This window comes from Bogoriella caseilytica (assembly GCF_003752405.1).
GTDB lineage: Bacteria > Actinomycetota > Actinomycetes > Actinomycetales > Actinomycetaceae > Allobogoriella > Allobogoriella caseilytica.
In genome coordinates this window covers 1,301,112-1,322,688 of record NZ_RKHK01000001.1, presented here as the reverse complement: position 1 = coordinate 1,322,688, position 21,577 = coordinate 1,301,112, and the positions used below count along the sequence as shown (strand labels likewise).

The 21,577-nt window shown below is 69.2% G+C and carries 20 protein-coding genes; 8 read left to right on the top strand and 12 right to left on the bottom strand.

Annotated elements, in window-relative coordinates:
- Positions 1-36: 36 nt before the first annotated feature.
- Both EDD31_RS05930 and EDD31_RS05925 read right to left on the bottom strand, forming a co-directional pair.
- The gene (locus tag EDD31_RS05930) at positions 37-567 is read right to left on the bottom strand and encodes a nuclease-related domain-containing protein (protein ID WP_123303346.1); all 531 of its coding nucleotides are present in this window, start codon (positions 565-567) and stop codon (positions 37-39) included.
- Between the two features lie 291 nt (positions 568-858).
- Complete coding sequence (locus EDD31_RS05925) at positions 859-1,167, bottom strand: thiamine-binding protein (RefSeq protein WP_123303345.1); 309 nt, start codon at positions 1,165-1,167, stop codon at positions 859-861.
- A gap of 61 nt (positions 1,168-1,228) precedes the next feature.
- Between EDD31_RS05925 and EDD31_RS05920 the strand changes: the two genes are divergently transcribed.
- Positions 1,229-4,222 carry an AfsR/SARP family transcriptional regulator gene (locus EDD31_RS05920; RefSeq protein WP_123303344.1) on the top strand — a complete coding sequence of 998 codons (2,994 nt, stop codon included), beginning with the start codon at positions 1,229-1,231 and terminating at the stop codon, positions 4,220-4,222.
- Here EDD31_RS05920 and EDD31_RS05915 read toward each other — a convergent pair.
- Entirely contained in the window at positions 4,176-5,306 is a 1,131-nt protein-coding gene (locus tag EDD31_RS05915) for a hypothetical protein (protein WP_148058875.1), read from the bottom strand. The two genes, EDD31_RS05920 and EDD31_RS05915, sit on opposite strands and share 47 nt — an antisense overlap.
- A complete protein-coding gene (locus EDD31_RS05910; RefSeq protein WP_123303342.1) occupies positions 5,303-5,797 on the bottom strand; it encodes a DUF4870 domain-containing protein in 495 nt (164 codons plus the stop codon). Before EDD31_RS05910 ends, EDD31_RS05915 begins: the two co-directional genes overlap by 4 nt.
- Before the next feature lie 116 nt (positions 5,798-5,913).
- Here EDD31_RS05910 and EDD31_RS05905 point away from each other — a divergent pair, with 116 nt between their 5' ends.
- Entirely contained in the window at positions 5,914-7,104 is a 1,191-nt protein-coding gene (locus EDD31_RS05905; RefSeq protein ID WP_123303341.1) for an amidohydrolase family protein, read from the top strand.
- A 27-nt stretch (positions 7,105-7,131) separates the two neighbouring features.
- Here the strand turns inward: EDD31_RS05905 and EDD31_RS05900 are convergent, their stop codons facing one another.
- From EDD31_RS05900 to EDD31_RS05890, 3 genes are read right to left on the bottom strand one after another with little or no spacing between them, the layout of a single operon-like run.
- Positions 7,132-8,700: a cation:proton antiporter gene (locus tag EDD31_RS05900; RefSeq protein WP_123303340.1), complete on the bottom strand. Its 1,569-nt coding sequence runs from the start codon at positions 8,698-8,700 to the stop codon at positions 7,132-7,134.
- Positions 8,701-8,731: 31 nt separating this feature from the next.
- Positions 8,732-9,670, bottom strand: a complete 939-nt coding sequence (locus EDD31_RS05895) for a hypothetical protein (protein ID WP_123303339.1) — start codon at positions 9,668-9,670, stop codon at positions 8,732-8,734.
- The gene (locus EDD31_RS05890; protein ID WP_123303338.1) at positions 9,670-10,305 is read right to left on the bottom strand and encodes a MerR family transcriptional regulator; all 636 of its coding nucleotides are present in this window, start codon (positions 10,303-10,305) and stop codon (positions 9,670-9,672) included. The genes EDD31_RS05895 and EDD31_RS05890 overlap by 1 nt, the downstream gene beginning before the upstream one ends.
- A gap of 66 nt (positions 10,306-10,371) precedes the next feature.
- Here EDD31_RS05890 and EDD31_RS05885 point away from each other — a divergent pair, with 66 nt between their 5' ends.
- Positions 10,372-11,649 (top strand): PQQ-dependent sugar dehydrogenase, encoded by a 1,278-nt coding sequence (locus tag EDD31_RS05885; protein ID WP_123305194.1) that lies wholly within the window; start codon positions 10,372-10,374, stop codon positions 11,647-11,649.
- Positions 11,650-11,670: 21 nt separating this feature from the next.
- Here EDD31_RS05885 and EDD31_RS05880 read toward each other — a convergent pair whose 3' ends face one another.
- The 3 genes from EDD31_RS05880 to EDD31_RS05870 all read right to left on the bottom strand — a co-directional run bounded on the left by EDD31_RS05880 (position 11,671) and on the right by EDD31_RS05870 (position 14,077).
- Entirely contained in the window at positions 11,671-12,396 is a 726-nt protein-coding gene (locus EDD31_RS05880; protein WP_123303337.1) for a class I SAM-dependent methyltransferase, read from the bottom strand.
- 42 nt (positions 12,397-12,438) lie between these two features.
- Positions 12,439-13,422: a squalene cyclase gene (locus EDD31_RS05875; RefSeq protein ID WP_123303336.1), complete on the bottom strand. Its 984-nt coding sequence runs from the start codon at positions 13,420-13,422 to the stop codon at positions 12,439-12,441.
- 76 nt (positions 13,423-13,498) lie between these two features.
- Complete coding sequence (locus tag EDD31_RS05870; protein ID WP_123303335.1) at positions 13,499-14,077, bottom strand: TetR/AcrR family transcriptional regulator; 579 nt, start codon at positions 14,075-14,077, stop codon at positions 13,499-13,501.
- Between the two features lie 75 nt (positions 14,078-14,152).
- Here EDD31_RS05870 and EDD31_RS05865 point away from each other — a divergent pair, with 75 nt between their 5' ends.
- The 4 genes from EDD31_RS05865 (at position 14,153) to EDD31_RS05850 (ending at position 18,663) form a co-directional block, all read left to right on the top strand.
- Complete coding sequence (locus EDD31_RS05865; RefSeq protein WP_211336065.1) at positions 14,153-15,997, top strand: ABC transporter ATP-binding protein; 1,845 nt, start codon at positions 14,153-14,155, stop codon at positions 15,995-15,997.
- 69 nt (positions 15,998-16,066) lie between these two features.
- On the top strand, positions 16,067-16,402 hold the full coding sequence (locus EDD31_RS05860) for a PadR family transcriptional regulator (RefSeq protein WP_123303334.1): 336 nt from the start codon (positions 16,067-16,069) through the stop codon (positions 16,400-16,402).
- Positions 16,403-16,412: 10 nt separating this feature from the next.
- Complete coding sequence (locus EDD31_RS05855) at positions 16,413-17,387, top strand: permease prefix domain 1-containing protein (protein ID WP_123303333.1); 975 nt, start codon at positions 16,413-16,415, stop codon at positions 17,385-17,387.
- A gap of 22 nt (positions 17,388-17,409) precedes the next feature.
- Positions 17,410-18,663, top strand: coding sequence for an MFS transporter (locus tag EDD31_RS05850; protein WP_170163205.1), 1,254 nt, complete (start codon positions 17,410-17,412; stop codon positions 18,661-18,663).
- A 173-nt stretch (positions 18,664-18,836) separates the two neighbouring features.
- Here the strand turns inward: EDD31_RS05850 and EDD31_RS05845 are convergent, their stop codons facing one another.
- The gene (locus EDD31_RS05845; RefSeq protein WP_123303331.1) at positions 18,837-19,622 is read right to left on the bottom strand and encodes a maleylpyruvate isomerase family mycothiol-dependent enzyme; all 786 of its coding nucleotides are present in this window, start codon (positions 19,620-19,622) and stop codon (positions 18,837-18,839) included.
- An 18-nt stretch (positions 19,623-19,640) separates the two neighbouring features.
- Positions 19,641-19,943 carry a putative quinol monooxygenase gene (locus EDD31_RS05840; protein WP_123303330.1) on the bottom strand — a complete coding sequence of 101 codons (303 nt, stop codon included), beginning with the start codon at positions 19,941-19,943 and terminating at the stop codon, positions 19,641-19,643.
- Between the two features lie 160 nt (positions 19,944-20,103).
- Here EDD31_RS05840 and EDD31_RS05835 point away from each other — a divergent pair, with 160 nt between their 5' ends.
- Positions 20,104-21,531 carry an L-serine ammonia-lyase gene (locus EDD31_RS05835; protein WP_123303329.1) on the top strand — a complete coding sequence of 476 codons (1,428 nt, stop codon included), beginning with the start codon at positions 20,104-20,106 and terminating at the stop codon, positions 21,529-21,531.
- Positions 21,532-21,577: the final 46 nt, after the last annotated feature.

Here is a 21,577-nt window from a genome sequence, read left to right as displayed (position 1 = left end):
TCTACGCCCGCCGTCGTACGACGGCCAGTAGTGTGCTCACCGCCATGTGCTCGGGCGCCGCGCCGCAGCGAACACCCGCTCCACGACAGGCATGGGCACGACGTCAGGGAATCGCTGCAACCAGTTGACCAGTGCCACATGGCTGATCACAGCGACCTCTGGTGCCGCGCGGATCGTGATCGAGCGCGCATTGACCGGAACGATGACGGCCTGAGTATGCACACCGAACCCGCAAGCCGTAGACAACACCCGTGAGGCACGTTGTGCCTCATGACGGGCATTCCGGACATAAGGGTGTCGCGTGCCATTCACCATGAACGTTCCACCTGCTACCCAGATACTTGCGTTCCGGTGGTGCTTGGCATTGAGTGTGAAGAAGCCCCCCGGGCCGATCAGCACATGATCGATGTCGCTGCCCGATGCGCCCACGGGAACCGAGTGCAGGATCCGCCACCGGTTGTCGCGGGCGAGGAGCCCACTGAGCTCGCGCGCCACGTGGAGTTCACCGGCCCACCCCACGGCCCAGGGCGCGGCCTCGCGGCGCAAATGCTCGTCATGCTCCCGCATCCGGGCACTCCGATGGAGCCATTGCTGGAGTGCGGCCCGGTACCGACTTCGTTCGTCGTGGCCTGCCGTGAGCCACTGCAAGAAGGTACGTCGCGGTGGACGTGGCTCCCAAGGGATGGCCCGCCGTTGGGCTTCGATGCGCGCATACTCCGCGCCGACAGCCTGGCCAGGTTGGTTGAGTGCGAGATCGAGCCATGGCGCCGGCCTCGCGGAGGGGGGAGCCTGGCTGTACCCCGACCAAGGCCTCGCGCTGGCCCGAGGCGCCCTCCCGGGGCTCGTCATGCGAGGTACTCAGTTGCCCTGGCGGAGGTGGTCCTCGACGCGCTGGACCTTCTCGGTGAGCTGGCCGGTATGCCCGGGGCGGATATCGGCCTTGATCACCAGCGATACCCGCGGGCTCACCGCGGTCACCGCCGCCGTCGCCCGTTTGACGACGTCGAAGACCTCGTCCCACTCGCCCTCGATGGTGGTGAACATGGAGGTGGTCTCGTTCGGTAGCCCGGAGGCGCGCACGATCCGGACAGCCTCGGCCACAGCCGCACTCACCGAGCCGTCCGGTGTGTCGGCGGTGGTGGGGGCGACGGAGAAGGCGAGCAGCATGCCGACAGGTTACGACCATGAACGGTCTTCCGGCAGCCGTGGGTGATGATTGACTAGGAATATGCCCCCTCTATCCGCCTCCGTCGAAATCCGGGTGCTGGGGCCGCTGGAAATCGACGTCGACGGGCAGCCAAGACCGATCTCCGGGCGAGTGCGACGGGCCATTCTCGGTGTTCTCGCGCTCCACCCCGGCGAGGTGCTGGAGATCAGCCGCCTGGTCGACATGATCTGGCAGGATCACCCCCCGGCCACCGCCGTGAACACCCTGCGCGTGCACTTGTCCCAGCTGCGGCGCTCCTTGGGTGCCGACGGTCTCGTGGAGAGTGTCGGTGCCGGGTACCGGCTCAACGTGGCGCGCGATGCGGTGGACGCCTTTCGTTTCGAGTCCCTCATTCGCACCGGCCGTGCTGCCCTGAGTGGAGGAAACCCGGAAGCCGCACGGGATGCGCTTGCCTCGGCGATGGATCTTTGGCGGGGTGAACCTTTGGTCGGCATTGCCTGCCCCGCCGCGGAAGAGGAAGTGGAATGGCTGCGCGTCCTGCACGGCGAGGCCCTGGTGGATCTCGCCGAGGCGGAACTTCGGGTAGCAGGTGCTAATCCCGACCTCCCCACCCTGCAGCGCCTCGCGGTGGAGCGTCCCTTCGACGAGCGGGTCTGGTCGCTGGTGATGCTGGCCCACTACTGGGCGGGGAACCAGGCCGATGCGCTGGAGGCCTACCAGCAGGCAGCGCACTCCTTGCGCGAAGAACTCGGCCTGGATCCCGGGCCGCGCATGCGCGAGCTGCATTCCCAGATCCTGAGCCAGGATCCGGCCCTGGCCCCGCGTTCTCCGGCGCGGCTCGATCTGCCGAACTTCTCGACACCGTTCCTGGGCCGCACCGCGGAGATCGAGATGGTGAGCTCGCTCCTCGCCGAGCACCATCTGGTGACGCTCACCGGACTCGGGGGCGTCGGGAAGACCCGATTGGCCGCTGCTGCCGCTGCGGAGTGCGCTCGCCGCTTCAGCGGGGGAACGGTTTTCGTTCCTTTGGCCGGCATCGCCGACGAGTTGCTCGTGATCGATGCCATCGCCACCCGGGTTCAGGCCACCGAGGCAACGGTGGAAGCCGTCTGCCAGGCGATGGAAGACCGACCACGACTGCTCGTGCTGGACAACTGCGAGGACCTTCTCGATGCGGTGGCCGGTGTGGTCGCCGACATCCGCTCCCGCTGTGCCGACGTCACCGTTCTGGCCACCAGTCGCGTACCGCTCGGCCTCACCGGGGAGTGCGCATGGGCCGTTCCGCCTTTGGGCGTCTCGGCGGCTGAGGCAAGAGAGGTCGACGACGAGGGCGTGGCGGCCTCCGAGGCCGCGGCCCTGTTCCGCGACCGGGCCCAGCAGGCGAACCCCGCCTTGCGCCTGACCAGCACCGACCACCGGGCAATCGCGGAGGTCGTGGCGCGCCTGGGTGGATTCCCACTGGGGATCGAGCTCGCCGCCGCCCAGTGCGGAGTGCTCACGCTCAGTGAGATCGCCGCCCGGTTGCGAAGTGGTCCCGAGTCGATGCCGAGCCAGGTGCGTGACCGGCCCGGGCGGCACGAGTCGATGGAGACGGCGCTGGAGGGCACGCTGCAGTTGCTCTCCGAGCCGGCCCGGATCCTGCTGGCTCGGCTGACGATCTTTCGCGGCCCGGTCGATGTGAACGCCGTGGAGGCGGTCTGCGCAGGAACACCGGTCGAGCAGGGAACAGGTGTCGCCCTGCTGTCGGAGCTCGTGCGCGCAGCCACGGTGAACGTGGACCTCACCGGCACTCGAGCGCGGTACTGGCTGCTGCCGCCGGTGCGCCAGTCTGCTCTCGCCGCGGTCAACCGGCTCGTGGAGCAACCGGTCGAGATCACGGAACTCCTCCCGCGGCACGCCCGCCACTTCGCCTCGCTTGCCGAGGAGATCCGCCCGGCCGCCGGCCGCGCCGCAGAGGCAGAGGTCATTGAGCGCCTCGACGCCGCCGCGGCTGACATCCGCGCCGCGCTGGAGTACGCCGCCGAGTCCGACCCGCAGCTGGGCCTGGAGTTTGCGGCCGCGATGAGCCCGTACTGGATGCAGCGTCGGGCACACGCCGAGGGCCGGCGCTGGGCAGCCACCATGCTGGCGCGCGCGGATGAGGCCCCGGCTGCCGTGCGCGCTCAGGCGCTGCACACTGCGGGCTCGCTCGCTTTTGACGACGGAGACCGCGCCGAGGCCACCACCCTGCTGAGCTCAGCGCTGGACCTGTGGACCGAGTTGGATGATGCCGATGGTTCGGGCCGCGCACTGAACAACCTCGCGGGGATCGCCTCGGATTCCGGTGATCACCAGACCGCGATCGCACGGTGGCAGCAGGCGCATGAGCTGTTCGTGGGCATCGGCCATGAGGTCGGCGTGGCGAGCACGGAGTTGAACCTCGGCATCGCCTCGGAGAAGCTTGGTGATCTCCAGCGGGCAGTCTCTCTCCTGGAGCGGGCATTGGACGGGTTCCGCGCCACCGGTCACCGCCCCACCGAGGCCCTGGTGCTGGAGCGCCTGTCCTTCCTGGCCTTGCGGCGCGGCCAGCACCAGCACGCCATGGGCTATGCGCGCGCGGCACGCCTGGTGCGTGAGGAGTCGGACAGCCCCGAACGCCGCGCACGCAGCCGCTGGCAAGTGGCGGACTGTCATCGGGTGCTGGGCCAGGACGAGGACGCCCGGGTCGAACTGGCCGGTGCTGCCCGGAGTGTTCTCGAGGATGACCTCGCCGACGCCTGGTGGGTACCCGCGTTGCTGGAGACGGCTGCGGCACTCGACGCCGCATCCGAGCCCTCGCGCGCGGCCCAGCTCCTCGGGCTCGCTGGAGCCCATCGACGGCGTGCGGGAGATGCGGCGGACCAGGCCACGGCGTGGCAGCTGGCCGCGGTGCGGGCAGAGCTGACCGAGGCCCTCGGCGAGCACGGGGTGCTCACCGAAGGCCTCGTGGGCGAGGCACTGTTGCTGGAGTCAGTGCTCGCCGAGCTGGCTAGTCACTCTCGGGCTCTGCAGCAGGAGCATCCAGATCGAGGGTGAGTTCCGTGCTCGCCTCGTAGTCGTCTCCGCGCTGGTCGAAGGTGAGGGTCAGGGTGTATTGGCCCTCGAACGGTTCGTCGATGGTGAAGCCGGTGACCGCAGCCAGGGTGCTGCCGCCGCTGACGCAGCGCTCGGAGGTGCCCAGATCGGCGTAGCCGGCGCCCTCGGCGCTGATCAGCGACCACGTGTTGCCCTGGCCACGCGGGGTGCAGAGCTGGCTACCGGAGTGATTGTGGATGGTGTAGTCCATGATGACGCCCACCTGACCCGCCGGGAGCTGCTGTTGGCCGGGATCGCCGTGGTTCCAGGAGACCTCGACATATTCGATGGTGATCTCGGCTTCGCCGGCCTGCAGCGGTTCGCTGGGCACCTGCTGAGCGGTCGGAATGCGGGTGATGAGTTCCGGCTCGGAGCCGAGCGGGATCTGGGCTGTCGCGCTGCCGTCTCTGCCGAGAACGAGGCGGGCGGAGTCGCTGTCGAAGACCTCAAGGTCCTGCTGGCTGATGGTCAGCGTGTACTGCCCCGAGGCGCTCGCGCCAGCTGGGATCTGCCGAATCTCGCCGATGCCGTTGACGGTCACGGTGTTGCTGGAACCGGGCTCTTCCCACAGCAGTGACAGAGGCGGGTTGAGAGCGGCGGCGCTGTCCCAGTCGTTGTGAGCGGTGACCTCGATCACGAGTTCGATCCCGCCCTGCTCGTTCTCGGTGGCGATCATCTGCTCGAAACTGAATCCCAGGCCCTGGTAGTAGACCTCCGCGTCCAGGTCGCGGGTGGCCAGGGCCTCGGCATCGGCGGCCGAGGTCGCTGCGCCGTCTGTACCGGGTCCGCTGTCGGTGTCGCTCTCGTCACCGTCCGAGTCTTCGCCTCCGTTCGAGTTGCCCGAGGCCTCGTCGATCGCCTGGTTGATCTCGTCGTTGAGTTCAGCGTCGATCTCGTCGACGATGCCCTCGATCTCATCAGCCCGGTTCGTCAGCGTGTCCAGCGTGCTGCAGCCGGCGAGCAACATTGCCGCAGGTGCGGCGACGTACACGGCCATCCGGTGGGGGCGCATCCAGCTTCCTTTCGTCCAGGTCTCGTGACTCATGCCTTGGTCCATTTCGCGGCGAGGTTGCCGATGACCGGCAGCTTGAACTGCTGCAGGTTGTAGGCCTTGATGACAAGCACGATCCACAGCACGAGGCTGCCCACCCACAGGGCGGCGCCGAGGAGGAAGAAGATCGTGCCCACCGTCCAGCCGCCGATGAACAGCCGGGCGAACACATCGGTGACGGTCAGGGCGATGTAGGCCGCAACGACGACGACGTTGAAGAGGATCGACTGCACGCCGTGGAACCTCACCGAGGGTTGCTTCTGCGTGAGCAGGATGACGACGCCGCCGATCCAGGTGATGTAGGCGAGGAGGCTGGCGACCTTCGGGTCGAGGCCCGAAGAGGCCTCCTGGTGGCCGCCGACGGGCGCGCCGCCCGCCGGCTGGTGGCTGTGGGGTTGATCGGGCGTCGGTGTCGGTTGGTCCGGCGCTGTCGAGGGTTGTGGGGCCTCGTAGGCTGGCCCACCTGCGGGCGAGGTGTGCTGCATGGTCCTGCTCCTTTTCGTTCTGCTGTGGACGTTGGGTGGACGGTAGGACCAAGCGGTGAAAGCTCGATAAAAGCGGCACCTCGCTCCGCAATCGGTCGCGATGGCATGCTGGCGGGATGACGCGACTGCGGATCACCGGAGCCACGCTGGTGGCCGCGCCCGGCCGGGCGCCGCAAGGTTCGGTGAGCCTGATCAGTCGCGGTGGCCGGATCGTGAGCATCGGCCCGGAGGATCCATCTGCCGATGAGGGGAGCCACCTCCGGACGGGCGAGCCTGGCGAGCAGGTCCTCGATGTCGGCGGACGCGTGGTGATCGCGGGCTACTGGAACTCGCACGTGCATCTCACCGAGCGGGTCTGGGCCCATGCCGGTTCCGCGCCGGCGCAGCAGCTCCAGCCGGAGCTGGACGACATGTTTCTCGCACGGGGCTTCACGACAGCCGTGGACCTCGGATCCGACCCCCGTAGCACGGGGGCGCTGCGGCGCCGGATCGAGCAGGAGGAACTCGCCGGCCCACGCCTGCTGATTGCGGGCATGGGGCTCTACCCACCTCGCGGTCTGCCCTTCTATGTCCGCCAGGACCTCCCCTGGTACCTGTGCCCCTTGCTGCCGCAACCGCGCACGGGCGCCGGTGCCCGGCGCGCTCTGCGGCGCTCGCACCGCCACGGTGCCGAGGTCGCCAAGCTCTTCACCGGTTCCTACGTCGAGCTCGACCGCATCACGCCGATGCCGCTCCCGGTGGCGCGCGCCGCAGTCCAGCAAGCACACCGCCAGGGCCGCCTGGTCTTCGCGCACCCGTCCAACCTCGAGGGCACGCGGGTGGCGCTCGAGGCCGGCGTGGACATCCTCGCCCATGTGCCGGACAGCCCCGAAGGCACCGCCCCGTTGTTGCGGGAGGCCGCCGAGCAGGGCTGCTCCCTCGTGCCTACCCTCGACATGTTCGCGCAGACCGGCAGCCGCGATCCGGCCTACCTCGGCGGGATCTACGACGGCTTGAAGGTCTTCGTCGAGGCTGGCGGCCGGGTGCTCTTCGGCACCGATGTGGGGTACCTGCCGGATCGCGACATCCGCGGTGAGCTCGAAGCACTGGCGACCTGCGGGCTCGATGTCGAGCAGGTGCTCGCCATGCTCACCACGGCCCCGGCGAGCGTTTTCAGCGACGTCCCGGGGGTTGGCTCCTCCACCGTGGCCGAGGGCGAGGCGGCTGATCTCGTGGTGCTCGATCACCGCGAGCTGACCCACCCCGGGCAGCTTGCTGACGTGCACACCACCATCCGAGGCGGGCAGGTGCTCTGGTCGGCGCGATGACGCTCGCCGAGCCGCTGTCGCCCACGGTCATGGCCGCATACCGCGGCTCTGCAGATCCAGCATGCGCAGCACTCTGTCGGCGGCTTCAGGGTCAACACCCGGCTCCTGTCGCGCTCGCAGCACCTCTGCTCGAGCGGCGGCGAGCGCGGTGTTGCGCACGGCGTGCATGGCCTGCTGGCGCTCGCGGAAGCCGCGCACGCGTTCGGCGTACTCCTGCGAGGACTCTCCGGCCACCAGGGCGTCGAGCTGGCTGAGGAACTCCTCCAGGCGTGCGACGGCGGCCTCGGGAAGGTCCGCCTGTCCCGCCTGGACCACGGCGAGCGCGGCACGTCCGGCCCGCCGGGCGAGCTGACGTTCGGCCTCCTGTTCGGTGTTGTGTGTGCCGCCGATCCCGAGCAGGCGCACCAGCCAGGGAAGCGACAGGGCGGGAAGCACCAGCGTGCCCACCACCACCGTGGCGGCGATGACGAGGAGTTCCTCGCGGGCTGCCACCTGCGTGCCGTCGGCGGCCACCACGGGGATGGCGAGCGCCAGGGCCAGGGTGGCCAGGCCGCGCATCCCGCTCCAGGTCAGCACCAGCGCCTCGCGCCAGTCACGCGGCGCGGCCCAGGGATCGTGCGCACGGCGGAACAGCAGCAAGGCCATCATCCAGGCGCCCCGGAGAACGATGACAACGCCACACACGATGGCGGCGTGGGTGAGCATCCGGGCAAGGTCTGGGCCGGCTCCGCTGATGATCTCGAAGACCTCGATGCCGACCAAGCCGAAGGCGACACCGGTCACCAGCAGTTCGATGACGTCCCAGAAGGCCTTGCCGCTGAGGCGTTCCTCCACGTCCTCGCCCGCGCGCATGCTCGCGATCTGGACAGCGGCGATCACCACCGCCACCACGCCTGAGGCGCCGATCTCCTCGGCGGCCAGGTAGACGCCGAAGGGAAGAACGAGAGTGATCGCATTGCGCCCGGCGACGTCGGCCACCCGGTCACTGAGCCAGCCTGCGCCAAGGGCGGCGAGAAAGCCGACGATCACCGCAAGAACGAGTCCGAGCGCGAACTCTCCGACGACATCGACCCCGAAAGGCCGGTCGGTCTGGGTGGCCGAGATGGCGGCGGTGAAGACCACGATGGCGACCGCGTCGTTGAAGAGACCTTCGCTCTGCAAGGTGGTGATGAGCCGGCGAGGAATCCCTACCGGGCCGGCTACGGCCTCGACGGCCACAGGATCGGGAGGAGCCACCGCAGCAGCGATGGCCACCGCGGCCGCCACGGTGACGCCCGGCACCAGCGCGATCACGACGCCGGCCACCGCTGCGATGGTCAGCGAGGTCAGCAGGAGCGCCAGGACCACCACGGCGCGCCAGCGCAGGCGGAACATCGCCCAGGAGGTGCGCTGGGCGGTGGCGAAGAGCAGAGGCGGGAGGAAGAGCGGGAGGATCAGGTGCGGGTCCACGCTGATCTCCCGCCAGGCCGGCACGAAGCCCACCGCGGTAGCCAGCACCACCATCAACGCGGGCCAGGGCAGCCGGAGTTTCTCGCCGATGCTCACCAGCATCACGGCGCCGAACATCAGGACGATCACCAGGATCAGCAGTTCCATGCCGGAAGCGTAGAGCGTGGCGCGTGGCCTCTCAGGGACGGGCGCGAGCGAGCACGACGGCGACGGCGGCGACGGTGGCCAGGGTGAGCGCAGACCCGACACCGAGGATCGCGCCTGCCGGGGCGGTCACCGGCTGCCCGGCCAGGGCCTGCCAGGTGAGCAGCCCGAGCATGCCGGCGACGGCGATCGCTGCGATGCGGATGAGGCGGAGTCGCACCTGCGGGTCTCTCAGGATCGGGACACGGGCGGAGGCCCACTCCAGTGCGAGGAGCCCCAGCGGTAGAGCCTGGAGCGCGTGCATGCCCACGAAGTGCGGCACGCGCAGGTCACCGCCCTCAGTGCTCCAGCCCAGGAAGGGCAGGCCCGCGCCGCCGTCGGGAACCCCCACCGCATGGGCTCCGGCGATGCCCTGGAAGTCGTTCAGCTGCTCACTCGTGGGGCCGGTCATGAGGAAGGCGACCGCCATGCCCGCCAAGCCGATGAAGACCCCCGCCCGGATGGCCAGATTGCGCGCCGGATCCGGGCCGGGGGAGAGGATCAGCAGCACGCCGACCACCAGGCCGATGAGCCACACGGTGGCGATGGAGGCCGCCATGACCGCCCACAGCGTGGTGTGCAGCGCGGTGCTGACGTTGAAGTGGCTGGTGGTGCCGGTCGCGGCGGCACCGACGATGATCACCTGCTCGAGTGCCAGAGCGCCTGCCGTAATGTTTCCACCCACCACGGCGACGCGGCGGAACCGCCGGACCTGGGTGATCAGCCATGCCAGCGTGAGCGCATAGGCGGCGATCGAGATCGAGAACTTCAGCGGCTTGAACCACAGGTTCTGGCCGAGCACCTCCCGCGGGTCCAGCACGGCCAGCAGTCCGATCGTGGCGGCACTCACCGCCATCACCGCGGCCAGGATCAGCAGCGGTCGGTGACCCACGAACGGTGTGGCCAGGGGGTGGGTGCTCACGCGCGTGGTCATCACGGACTCCTGTGAGAGGTGGAGTCGGGGAAGCGCTGGCGCGCGTGGTGTTCCTGGGCGATGCGGCGCAGTCCCGCGATGAGGGCATCACCGAGGACCGTGCCGACGACCACGGTCTCGGCCGCGCTCTCCGGGGCGGGTGAGGCCGACACGGCATCGAGGTCGGCGAGAGCGATCTGGTCGGCGGCCTGTGCGTAGCTGGCGAGGCTGGCACCGAGGTCACCGCGCCCGAGCATCTCGTAGGCATCGAGGACGGACGCCGCTTGCGCGAACCCGGGATTGCCCGGATCCACCTGCCAGGAGCGGGACTCGGTCAGCGCGTGGACACGTCCTAAGGCCTCCGTGCTGGGCTCGCCCAGGGCGCGTGGAATGGCGCGCTGCGCGACCCCCATGCGCACAGCGGCGGGCATCTGCGGATCGTCCACCGCTGCCAGCACCTCGCGCACGCTGGCGATCGAGAGCCCGCCCACCTCGGTGAGGGCTCGGATCAGCCGCAGCCGATCACGGTGTTCCGCGCCGTACTCGGTCTGGTTGTAGCCCGTTCGCGTGGCCGTGGGCAGCAGGCCCTCGCGGGCGTAGTACTTGATGGTGGCCGCGCTGGTGCCGGTCAGTGAGGCGAGCTCGGAGATACGCATATCGATAGTGTGAGTATCGATAGTGGAACTGTCAATAGGATCTCCCGTCCGGGCTAGAGTCGGATGATGGGACAGCGACGCCTCACCTCTGCCCTCGCGGTCGCCTCGTTGCTCCTGGCCAGCTGTGCCGGGGAGGGTTCTGAGGAGGCGACCTCTCCGGAGCCCGTCTCCGGTGCCGAGGCCGGAAACGGCTCGGACGTCGGAAACGGCTCGGACGTCGGAAACGGCTCGGACGTCGAGAACGGCGCCGAGCCTGAGACCGACGCTGAGCCTGAGACCGACGCTGAGGCTGAGACCGACGCCGTGCCCTTCGCGGTCGAGGAGCAGGCCACCTATGACTCGCCCTGGGCCTTGGAGTTCCTGCCCGGCACCTCGAAACTGGCGGTGACCCTGCAGGCCGGTGAGCTCGTGCTGCACGACCTGGCCGGCGCGGACGAGGTCAGCGTCGAGGGCCTGCCTGAGGGCATCGTCGTCGATGGCCAAGGAGGGCTCGGTGACGTCGTCGCCGCTCCGGACTTCGAGGAAAGCGGCCGGATCTACCTGAGCTGGGTGACCTCGGGTGAGGGAGGCACCGGCGCTGTGGTCGGGCACGCCGAGCTGGTGGACTCCGGAGCCTCCGCCGAACTGCGGGACCTGACTGTGATCTGGGAGCAAGACCCCCGGGCCTCAGGATCCGGCCACTTTTCCCACCGCATGGCCTTCAGTGCCGACGGCGAGTACCTCTTCGTCACCTCCGGCGACCGGCAGTTGCTGGACCCCGCCCAAGATCTGTCCAGCGGCCTGGGCAAGATCATGCGGCTGACGCCGGAAGGCGAGCCGGCACCGGGCAACCCCTACGCCGACGAGGGCGGCGTCACCGCGCAGATCTGGACCTCTGGCCACCGCAACGCCCTCGGGATCGACCTCGACGCCGAGGGCCGGCTCTGGTCCTCCGAGATGGGCCCGGCCGGCGGGGATGAGCTGAACCTCATCGAGGAGGGGCAGAACTACGGCTGGCCCGAAGCGTCCAACGGCGAGCACTACGACGGGCAAGAGATCCCCGATCACACCGAGGACGACGACTTCACCGCGCCGCTGGCCTGGTGGACCCCCGCCATCTCCCCGGGGAGTCTCATGATCTACCAGGGTGAGCTGTTCCCCGAGTGGACCGGTGACGCCTTCCTGGGTGCGCTCTCCGGTGAAGCGCTGGTCCGGGTGGAGCTCGACGGCGACACCGCCGGCGAGGACGAGATCTGGGACATGGGAGCGCGCATCCGGGACGTCGCCGAGGCCCCCGACGGCTCCATCTGGCTCATCGAGGACGGCGACGGCGCGGGACTGCTGCGCCTGACCCCCGCGGAGTAGGCTCCTGGCGCGCTTCGGGCGTCAGGCCTTGCGCCAGACGGAGACGTGACTGGCCGACTCCGCCGTGAACGGACTGCCGTCCCAGTCCGCCACGCGCCGCTCAAGCTCCATGCCCGCGATCCGGGCCATGAGGTCACACTCCGCGGGCCAGAGATAGCGATGCTCAGAGCGCCCGTGGCGCCCACTCTGCGGCCAATAGTGATGGGACGTCTGGCGCTGGGTCACGGGATCGATGGTGTCGATGCCGATGTGCTCGCTGGACACCGAGAAGGGGACGGCGGACTGTCCCGGTGGCATCCGGCGCAACGGCGGCACGCCGAGCTCGATGACGAAGCGACCGCCGGGGCTGAGGTGCCGCGCGGCGTTGACGAAGCACTGCACCTGCTCCTCCTGGGTGAGCAGGTTGGAGAGGGTGTTGTACACCAGGTACACCAGGGCGAAGTCGCCCGGCACGCGTGCGGTGGCCATGTCGCCGATCGTGACCGGGATGCGCTCGGCAGCCACCTTCTCGCGCAGCACGGCGGCCATGTGCTCGGAGAACTCGATGCCCACCACCGGCACCCCGCGGTCGGCCAATGGGATCGCCACACGCCCGGTGCCGATCGCCAGCTCCAGGGCGCGGCCGTCGCCGGCCAGGTCAGCGAGGAAGCCGGTCGTGACCGCGAGCAGCTCGGGGGAGAACATCGGCGATCCAGGCTCGTCATAGTGCCGGGCGGTCTCTGCGCCCCACTTCTGGCTGGAGCTCATGCCGGCAGCCTGCCCTGCTGGTGCCGGGAGGGCGAGCGCTTTTCAGCCCACCTCCCACCAGCCCAGGATGCGCAGCGCCTGCAGCGTGAGCCACGGCGAAGGCTCGCCCACCTCCCCGTAGGAGATCCAGGCGGCGCCGCGGTGACGGCGCTCGACGGCCCAGGTGCCGTCCTCGCGGCGCTTCGCGCGCAGGGCCTCGACGGCGTCGTGCAGGCGCGGATCCGGTGCGGCGCCGGCGTGTCGCGCGGCCGCACGGAAGTAGTCCAGCGCGCGCACGACCGTGTACTGCCAGCGAGGAGGATAGACCGGCTGCAGGTGCTCGGGATCGACGAGCTCCCCGGAGGAGAGCCGGTACATCAGTCGGCGCTCGAGGAGGTACTCCTCTCCGGCAGCGCGTGCGCCGGCGATCCGGTCGTCACCAGGCGCCGCTTGCTCGTACTCCAGCAGGCCCTCGAGCACGTTGAGCGTGGAGTCGAAGGAGGAGCGCACCGAACCGCGCTCCCGCTCGCAGTTCCAGCCGCCATCGGCCATCTGCTCGGACAGCAGGCGCTCCACGATGGGGGCGACGTCGACGCCGAAGTACGCCCCCTGGGCGACGGTCCGGCCGTTGATGCACTCCTCGACCTCGCCCTCCCAGTAGGGCTGACCGTCGTGGTTCCACCGGGAGTTCTCGCCGATGAGTCTCACCGTGCGGCGAGCCGCTTCCGATCCCGGATCCAGGCCCAGGTCGCGGAGCTCCGTGAGCGCCCAGCAGGTAGCGGTCCAGGGCTGGCCCTCGTTGCGGAACCGCTCCCAGGAAAAACCGCCGGGGATGAAGGCGCCACCCGCCCATTGGCCATCGGCGTCTTGATAGCTGAGGAGCTCCGCGCCCCAGCCTTCGGTCTCGACCCTTTCTCGTTCGCCGCGCCACTCGGCTTCCCGAGCGTCGACCAGGTCTCGCAAGACTTGCCACCGGATCGCCGGATCAGTCCCGAGGAGCCAATCGACCACGCGCTGATCCGGACCGGGTTCGATGTCCTGAGCCATGAGCGCCTCCTCGCGTTGGCTCATGGTCCCGCCGGGTCGAAGGCTTGTCCAGGGATCAAGCCGGCCGGAAACGCGCCTAAACCGAGGCAGGGTCGGTGGCAGCTGCTTTGAGGAGCGTGCGCAAGGCTTGCTGCCTGGCTTCGAAGCTCCCCACCTTCCCATGCGTCTCCGCTGGGATGTAGTAGACCGCATAGAGCATCGCCCAGAGGGAGTTGCCGATCCACTCCGGGGTGAGCTGAGGGTCGATGCTGCCGTCCTCGTGACCGCGGCGGATGGCGGCGGCGATCCGCCGGTCCACCTCGTCCTCGTCATCGTCCGCCGAGCCTGCGCCTGCCCCGGTCGTGCTCATCCACCACACGAGCGTGGGCAGACTGTCCATGAGCTCGGTGCACAGACGGCGATAGGCCTCGAATCCGGAGCCTTCCTCCAGCCGCGCGCGACCCACGGCAGCCTCCCACTCCTCGGCGGCGCGCACATTCGCCGCCTCGGTCAAGGCGGCTTTGTCGGAGAAGTACCGGTGGAAGGTGCTGCGCGAGACGCCGGCCCGGGCGGCGATCTCCGAGATCGACGCTCCGGGGTTGACCGAGAGCACCGCGATCCCGGCCTCCAGGATGGCCCGGCGGGTGCGCCCGGCCGCAGCAGTCTCCACGCCCATAGGTCACAAGAGTACCCAGCCTCAGGGTGGGCCAATGATTGACAAGAGTGGGACATATATGTCTCACTAAGCAACATGAACGACGCAAACATCCCGGGGAGTGCCTCCGACGCACCGGACTCCACGGCTCCCGTCACTCCCACCTCCGAACGCATCGCGATCCTCTGGTCCTTCGCGCGTCCCCACCTCCGGGTGTTGTTTCTCGGCCTGGTGCTGGCCTTGGCCGTCTCCGCGATGGGCCTGGCCAGCCCGATGATCACCAAGTGGGTGCTCGACACGGTGGCCGTGGGTGGTTCGCTGCGTGATCCGGTCCTCGTCCTGGTCGCTCTGCTCCTCCTGGGCGCCACAGTGGGCTGGTTCCAGTGGGTAATGCTGGGCCGGCTCGCGGAGGACATCGTCCATGACGCACGCAAGCGCATGATCCTTCGCTATCTGGGTGCGCGGGTCTTCGCGCTGCTGGCCCGCGGGCCCGGCGAACTGGTCACCCGGGTCACCTCTGACACGGTGCTGCTCAACCAAGCGGCGTCGACCTCGATCATCGGGCTGATCAACGGCGGCATCATGATCGTCGGTTCATTGGTGCTGATGGCCCGCCTCGATCTGGTGTTGCTCGGCACCGCGCTGGCCGCCGTGGTGGTCATCTTCGCGGTCTTCGCGGTCCTCATGCCGCGGATCTCGACCGTCGAGGAGAAGGCCCAAGCTGCCCTGAGCGATCTCGGCTCGGAGCTGGAAGGCACCGTCCGAGCGATCAAGACGGTGAAGTCCTCCTCGGCCGAGCCGCGCCGCTTCGCATCGTTGATGCGCCACGTGGCCGAGTCCCGCCGCTTCTCCCTGAAGTCGGTGCGGATCCAGGCTGGGGCATGGACCATCGCCGGTGCCGGACTGGACGCCGCGATCATCATGGTGCTCGCCACGGGCGCCTACCGCGTCTCCACCGGGGAGATCACCGTGGCGACGTTGGTGGCCTTCCTGCTATACGTCTGGGGCCTGACCGGCCCGCTGACAGAACTGACACAGAACCTCACCACGCTGCAGTCCGGGATGGCCGCCGCCGGGCGTATCGCTCAGATCGAACAGCTGGAGGTCGAGTCCGATGACGCCGATGTGCGGATCGCAGGCGGCCGGGACGTCCAGCTGGCGGAACGGCAGTTCGTCTCCGCGGACGCCCGGAGCGTCCTGAACGAAGCCCCGGCTGTGGAACTGTGCCGCGTGACCGCGCGCTACGCACCCCAGGCACCGCCGGCCGTCCGGGATGTCTCCTTGACGGTCCCGCGTCGTGGTCATGTCGCGCTCGTGGGGCCCTCCGGCGCCGGCAAGACCACGTTGCTCTCGCTGATGATGCGCTTCCTCGACCCCGATGCCGGTGAACTCCGCTTCGGCGGGGTCGGCTATGCGAATCTCACACACGCTGAGGTGCGCGCCGCTTTCGCCTACGTGGAGCAGGAGACCCCGGTGGTGCCGGGCACGATCCGGGAGAACCTGCTGTTCACGAATCCACAGGCCGGCGAGCGGGACGTCGATGACGTCTTGCGGCGCCTGCAGCTGGCGGAGAAGTTCGCCGAACTCCCACACGGTCTGGACACCCCCCTCACCGACACCAACGTCTCCGGCGGGCAGCGCCAGCGCATCGCCCTGGCACGCGCCTTGCTGGCCCGGCCTGCGGTGCTGTTGCTCGACGAGGCGACCGCCCAGGTCGACGGCGTCACCGAAGCCGCCATACAGCAGGTGATTGCCGAGATCTCGCGGACCTCAGCAGTGGTGACCATCGCACACCGGCTCTCCACGGTGCTGGATGCGGACACCATCGTGGTCCTGGAGCACGGAGCCGTGCGGGCCAGCGGCACCCATGCCGAACTCCTCGAGACCGACGAGCTCTACAACGACCTGGTCTCGGCGCTGCGCATCAGCGCACCGGCGTGACGGACCTCGGGCACCCATCACGGTGCGGGTCTTGCACAACACTGTGTGACACACGGTATAGTGTGTCGTATGAGCGATGAGTTCGACGTCCACTTGCAGGAGCTGCGCCGCGGCACCGTGGTCCTGGCCGCGCTGCAGCTCCTGCGCACCGCGGGATATGGCTATGGCCTGCTGCAGGACCTCGAACGCCATGGCCTGACCACCGATGCCAACACGCTGTACCCGCTGCTCCGCCGCCTCGAGAAGCAGGGCTATCTGACGAGCGAGTGGAACACCGGCGAGGCGCGGCCCCGGAAGTTCTATCGCACGTCGCCCGCGGGAGTGCGCCTCGCCGAGGTCCTGAATCGGGACTGGCGCAACCTCGATGACGCCCTCACCTCCCTGCCGACCCGCGACCCCGCATAGGAGCGCCGACATGACCACCACACTGACCTCGCGGTACATCGATGCGACCGTGAGGAGCCTCCCGGAGGAGGCTCAGGCGGACGTGCGTCCCGAGCTCGAGGCCTCCATCGCCGAGGCCATCGAGGCGCGAGTCGACCAGGGCGAGCCTCGCGAGCAGGCCGAGCGTGACGTCCTGACCGAGCTCGGTGACCCGGCCGTCCTGGCCGCCGGCTACGCCGACCGACCGCTGCACCTGATCGGCCCCCGCTACTACCTGGCCTGGGCCCGGTTGCTGAGGCTGCTGCTCATCATCGTGCCCCTGTGCGTGGCCGGCGGTTCGGTGCTCGGGCACCTGCTGGCCGGAGCTGGGCCGGGCACCATCGCCGGGCAAGCAGCGCTCGCCGTCATGATGGCTGTGCTGCACGTGGCCTTCTGGGTCACGCTCGTCTTCGTCGTCCTGGAGCGCACCGGCGCCGATCTGGGGCTGAGGTGGAGCGTCGATGAACTACCTGAGGACCGGCAGTCCGGCACCGGGCGAGGTGCCCTGATCGTCTCGTTGGTCTTCCTCGCGTTCCTCGCGGTCGCCCTCGGATGGGACGGTGTGCGCGGCTTCGTGCCCAGCGATGGCGAGGCGCTCTCGATCCTGCATCCGGAGCTCTGGCCGTGGTGGATCGCCGGGCTGTACGGCTTGATGGTGTTCGAGGCCGCCGTCGCCGTGGGGGTCCACCTTCGCGGACGGTGGACGGCGACGCTCGCGATCCTCAATGCGCTGCTGGCGGGACTGTTCGCGGCCTGGGTGCTCTCCCTGCTCGTGGCTGGCGAGTTGGTCAACCCGCAGCTCGTCACGCTGCTCGCGGAGAACGACGTCGACGGTGAGACCCTTCGCGTGCTCGCGGTACTCCTCGGATGCGGGACGGCAGCCCTGGCGATCTGGGATGCCATCGATGGCGCACTGAAGTGGCGCCGCGACCGGCGCGCAGCTCACCTCGCGGTGCCCGCGCGCTGAGGTCCGCGGGATACTAGGACGTGTGACCTCCCCACCGGCTGCCACCGTGCCGGGGGAGCCGCTGCGCCGCCCGGGGTTCCGGCGCTATTGGTCCGCGAGCACACTCGGCTTCATCGGGCTGGCGATGACCACCGTCGCGGTCGACGCCCTGATCATCAACGACCTTGAGGCCACCGAGTCGCAGGTGGGGATGATCCGCGCCGTGCAGTTCCTGCCCTACCTCCTGTTCGGGCTGATCGCCGGCGCCCTGCTCGACCGGCGACACAAGCTGCCGGTGCTGGTGTGGACCACGTGGGGGACTGCCGCGGCGCTCGCCGTCATCCCGGTGCTGTGGTGGCTCGATCAACTCTCGTTGGTCGCCGTAGGCGCCGCCCTCTTCTGTGCTGGATCGCTGGGAGTCTTCACCGCCGCGGCGCAGCAGTCCTTCCTGCCCGACCTGGTCGTGCGCGGTGAGCTCGTGCCGGCCAACGCCCGGCTCGGCCAGTCCATGACGACCGCGCAGACGGTCGGCCCCTCCGCAGGCGGCGCGGCGGTGAGCGTGCTCGGCGCCCCCTTCGGCATCATGATCGGATCGCTCGCGCACGTTGTCTCCGCCGTGATGCTCATGCGGGTGAAGGTCAGCGAGTTCTCCCCGCGACGGGATGAGACGCAGCGACCGAGCATCGTGCGAGACATCCGCGCCGGCGTGCACTTCACCTACCGGCACCGCACCCTGACGCCCCTGGCCCTGTCGACCCACCTGTGGTTCGTGGCCAACAGCGCCGGCGTGACCGTTTTCGCGCTGTACGCGCTGCGTCACCTGGAGCTTTCCGTCTTTCTCTACGGCACCACACTCGCTCTGGCCGGCATCTCCGGCGTGTTCGGCGCAGTCCTGGCCCCCCGGATCGGGCGCCGCCTGGGTGAGGGCAATGCCGTGATCCTGGCCCGGCTCCTCTGCGCGCCCGCCTGGCTCCTGGTGGTCCTGGCTCCGGTGCACCCGCTGTGGGGAGTCGCCATGCTGGGCCTGGCGCAGATGGTGCATGGCTTCTCGATGGGCCTGGACGACCCCAACGAAATGGGCTTCCGGCAGGCAGTCACGCCGCGTGAGCTCCTCGGCCGGGTGGGTGCCACCATGCGGTCGATCAACCGCACTATGGCGGTGGTCGGCTCGCTGCTGGGCGGCCTCGCGGCCGGCGCGCTCGGCTACGACGCGGCCCTGTGGGGTGTGATCGCGATCTTCCTGGTCTCCGCCGTCGGGCTGGCGCTGTCTCCGCACCGGGGGGCACGAGCGACCTGAGCGGCTCCCGCGGATCGGTTGCCGATCCGGCCCATCGGTTGTCGATTCGGCCCGAATAGGGGCGAGTTCGACAACGAATGCGGGCGTGCTGCGGGCGTGCTCGTGCTGCGGGCGTGCTGCGGGCGTGCTGCGGGCGTGCTCGTGCTGCGGGCGTGCTCGCGCTGAACGCCGCGCTACTGGATCCCGGCGTCGATGACGTCCTGCATGGCCACGATGGCCACGTCGTCACCCCAGGGCATCACGTGGCCGCCCCGGCCCCAGGCCCACAACGCGAGGTCGTGCGCGGTCCCGGTGAAGTGGGCATCCGGGTCTGCGCCGGTCGCTGCCCGCACGGCCCGGGGTTCGTCGAAGTCATTCCCCGACTCGGGGCCGGTGCCGTGCCACCGGCCGGCCTCGATGGTCCAGGAGTGCTCCTCGTCGTCGGTGCGCAGCTCGACCACGGCGCGCGGGGTGTACTTGGCCCACTCGGGCAGATACGCCCACATCACGTCGGCACAGTGGTCGATGGCGCCGTAGGCGACCTCGTCGGCGATGGGGGTGACCTTCAGTCCGGCGGTCCGCTCGGCATCCACGCGATGCATCGTCGCCTCGTAGGTCTGCATGCGCCGGGTGAACCCCGCCGTCTGATCAGGCCCCCACCAGCTCCACCGCGGTTCATCGTCGGCGATGTCGCGGAGTGCGGCGATCAGGGATGCCGTGGCGTGAGCCCGCAGCTCGAGGAGCTCCTGCAGGTGCTCAGGCCGGCCCGGCATGCCCTCGTCCACCGCCGCCACCTCGGCATCGGTGCGGGCGCCCGAGTTGAGGATCCCAGCCCAGAACAGGTGCACTTCGGTGAGATGCCAGAGGAGATCGCGCGCGTCCCATTCCGGGCAGGTGGGCACACGCGTATCCGGGGCGACGTCCGTGAGTACCTCCGCGAAGCGCGCGGACTCCTGGTCGATGACCGCGAGGCGATCCATACCTTTCACTCCTCTAGCTCAGTCGCGCAGCGGGGAACCGGCGACGATGAAGCGGAAGCCGTCCATTTCTCCGGTGAGCAGGGGCACGGCCTCGGCGATAGCGGCGCGCACACTCGGCAGCTGCAAGGAGGCCTGGTGTGCGTCGACGGACTCCCACAGCTCGGCGACGAAGACCGTGTCCGGTGCTTCCTCGCTCACGCCGACCTCGTAGGCGAGGCAGCCGGCTGACTTCAGTTCCGGGTTGCTGCGGGTCAGGATGGCGATCAGCTCTTCCCGCTTGCCGGGCTGCACGCCCAGGGTGCCGACGTTGGCAAAGGTCATGACGCTTCCTCGGATCCTCACGTGGGGCTCGCCGGTGGAGCCGTTGATGCAGAGGTTACTGTGAGTGGTGTCTGGCGTCTCCTGATCCGCACTGCTCACCGTCGAGCAGGCGAAACACGGAGGCCGGCCACCAACCACCAGGAGAGGACACGACCGCGCCATGGGCAGAGCACTGAGCGTCTTCGACCTGCTCAAGGTGAGCATCGGCCCCTCGAGTTCCCACACCGCCGGGCCGATGCGGGCGGCGGCCGAGTTCAGCGCGGATCTCGACGCCGCTGGAGTGCTGGAGGACGTCGCCACCATAGAGGTCAGCCTCTACGGTTCCCTGGCCGCCACCGGGCCGGGGCACGGCACCTTGGATGCCGTCCTGCTCGGCTTCGAGGGGTGTCGCCCCGATCAGCTGCTTCCCTCGGAGGCCGAAGCGCGGCAGGCTCGCATCAGTGACGAGGGGACGGTGCTCGTGGCGGACCGTCATTCGGTCCCTTTGAGTACGGCAGCGATTTCGCTGCATCCCCTCACCCGGCTGCAGCGCCATTCCAATGGCATGAGATTCACGGCGCTCGACGCCACTGGTGAGCCGGTGCAGCAGGAGACCTTCTTCTCGATCGGCGGTGGCTTCATCGCCCGCGATGTCGACGGCGGTCCGGATGGTGAGGGCGCTGGTGGTGACGGCGCAATCCAGGGAGGCGAGGGCGACGGTGAGGCGCGCGAGCCCGCCATCCCGATGCCCTTTTCCACCGCCGTCGAACTGCTCGAGCACTGCCGGCGCCGGGAGATCGGCGTCAGTGAGGTCATGTTGCGCAACGAGCTCACCTGGCGCACTGAGGCGGAGATCCGCCAGGGGCTGCTGCACCTGCGGGACGTCATGTTCGAAAGCGTGGCGGCGTCCGTGGCGCGCGAGGGATATCTGCCTGGACGGCTCTCGGTGCGGCGGCGCGCCAAGATCTGGTACGACCGCTTGCAGTCCGAGGCTCTCGGGGACGATCCCACGTACTGGCAGGAGTGGGTGAACATGGTGGCGCTGGCCGTGAACGAGGAGAACGCCTCCGGCGGCCGCGTGGTCACCGCACCCACCAACGGTGCGGCCGGCATCATCCCCGCGGTCCTGCATTACGCCCTGCACTATCCGCCCGCCGCGGAGCGACGGGACGAGATCGCCGTCGACTTCCTGCTGGCGGCTGGTGCGATCGGCGTGCTGTTCAAGGAGCAGGCCTCGCTCTCGGGCGCCGAGGTGGGCTGCCAGGGGGAGGTGGGCTCGGCGGCTTCCATGGCGGCCGGGGGCCTGGCCAGCGTCCTGGGCGGCACCCCGGAGCAGGTGGAGAACGCCGCCGAGATCGCCATGGAACATAATCTCGGCCTGACCTGCGACCCGATCGGCGGTCTCGTGCAGGTTCCGTGCATCGAACGCAACGCTCTCGCCGCGACCCAGGCGATCAACGCGGCGAGGATGGCGCTGTGGGGCGACGGCCAGCATCACGTCTCGCTCGATGAGGTGATCGTGACCATGCGCGAGACCGGGCGCGACATGAGCGAGAAGTACAAGGAGACCTCGCAGGGCGGCCTCGCGGTCAACGTCATCGAGTGCTGAGTCCGTTCTTCCGCCCATTGCGCCAGTTGCTCGCCACCGCGCCACT

What these genes read in the sequence shown, in the direction of transcription:
- EDD31_RS05930 (WP_123303346.1), bottom strand. Translation starts at nt 567, where the DNA reads ATGCGGGAGCATGACGAGCATTTGCGCCGCGAGGCCGCGCCCTGGGCC.
- EDD31_RS05925 (WP_123303345.1), bottom strand. Translation starts at nt 1,167, where the DNA reads ATGCTGCTCGCCTTCTCCGTCGCCCCCACCACCGCCGACACACCGGAC.
- EDD31_RS05920 (WP_123303344.1), top strand. Translation starts at nt 1,229, where the DNA reads ATGCCCCCTCTATCCGCCTCCGTCGAAATCCGGGTGCTGGGGCCGCTG.
- EDD31_RS05915 (WP_148058875.1), bottom strand. Translation starts at nt 5,306, where the DNA reads ATGAGTCACGAGACCTGGACGAAAGGAAGCTGGATGCGCCCCCACCGG.
- EDD31_RS05910 (WP_123303342.1), bottom strand. Translation starts at nt 5,797, where the DNA reads ATGCAGCACACCTCGCCCGCAGGTGGGCCAGCCTACGAGGCCCCACAA.
- EDD31_RS05905 (WP_123303341.1), top strand. Translation starts at nt 5,914, where the DNA reads ATGACGCGACTGCGGATCACCGGAGCCACGCTGGTGGCCGCGCCCGGC.
- EDD31_RS05900 (WP_123303340.1), bottom strand. Translation starts at nt 8,700, where the DNA reads ATGGAACTGCTGATCCTGGTGATCGTCCTGATGTTCGGCGCCGTGATG.
- EDD31_RS05895 (WP_123303339.1), bottom strand. Translation starts at nt 9,670, where the DNA reads ATGACCACGCGCGTGAGCACCCACCCCCTGGCCACACCGTTCGTGGGT.
- EDD31_RS05890 (WP_123303338.1), bottom strand. Translation starts at nt 10,305, where the DNA reads ATGCGTATCTCCGAGCTCGCCTCACTGACCGGCACCAGCGCGGCCACC.
- EDD31_RS05885 (WP_123305194.1), top strand. Translation starts at nt 10,372, where the DNA reads ATGGGACAGCGACGCCTCACCTCTGCCCTCGCGGTCGCCTCGTTGCTC.
- EDD31_RS05880 (WP_123303337.1), bottom strand. Translation starts at nt 12,396, where the DNA reads ATGAGCTCCAGCCAGAAGTGGGGCGCAGAGACCGCCCGGCACTATGAC.
- EDD31_RS05875 (WP_123303336.1), bottom strand. Translation starts at nt 13,422, where the DNA reads ATGGCTCAGGACATCGAACCCGGTCCGGATCAGCGCGTGGTCGATTGG.
- EDD31_RS05870 (WP_123303335.1), bottom strand. Translation starts at nt 14,077, where the DNA reads ATGGGCGTGGAGACTGCTGCGGCCGGGCGCACCCGCCGGGCCATCCTG.
- EDD31_RS05865 (WP_211336065.1), top strand. Translation starts at nt 14,153, where the DNA reads ATGAACGACGCAAACATCCCGGGGAGTGCCTCCGACGCACCGGACTCC.
- EDD31_RS05860 (WP_123303334.1), top strand. Translation starts at nt 16,067, where the DNA reads ATGAGCGATGAGTTCGACGTCCACTTGCAGGAGCTGCGCCGCGGCACC.
- EDD31_RS05855 (WP_123303333.1), top strand. Translation starts at nt 16,413, where the DNA reads ATGACCACCACACTGACCTCGCGGTACATCGATGCGACCGTGAGGAGC.
- EDD31_RS05845 (WP_123303331.1), bottom strand. Translation starts at nt 19,622, where the DNA reads ATGGATCGCCTCGCGGTCATCGACCAGGAGTCCGCGCGCTTCGCGGAG.
- EDD31_RS05840 (WP_123303330.1), bottom strand. Translation starts at nt 19,943, where the DNA reads ATGACCTTTGCCAACGTCGGCACCCTGGGCGTGCAGCCCGGCAAGCGG.
- EDD31_RS05835 (WP_123303329.1), top strand. Translation starts at nt 20,104, where the DNA reads ATGGGCAGAGCACTGAGCGTCTTCGACCTGCTCAAGGTGAGCATCGGC.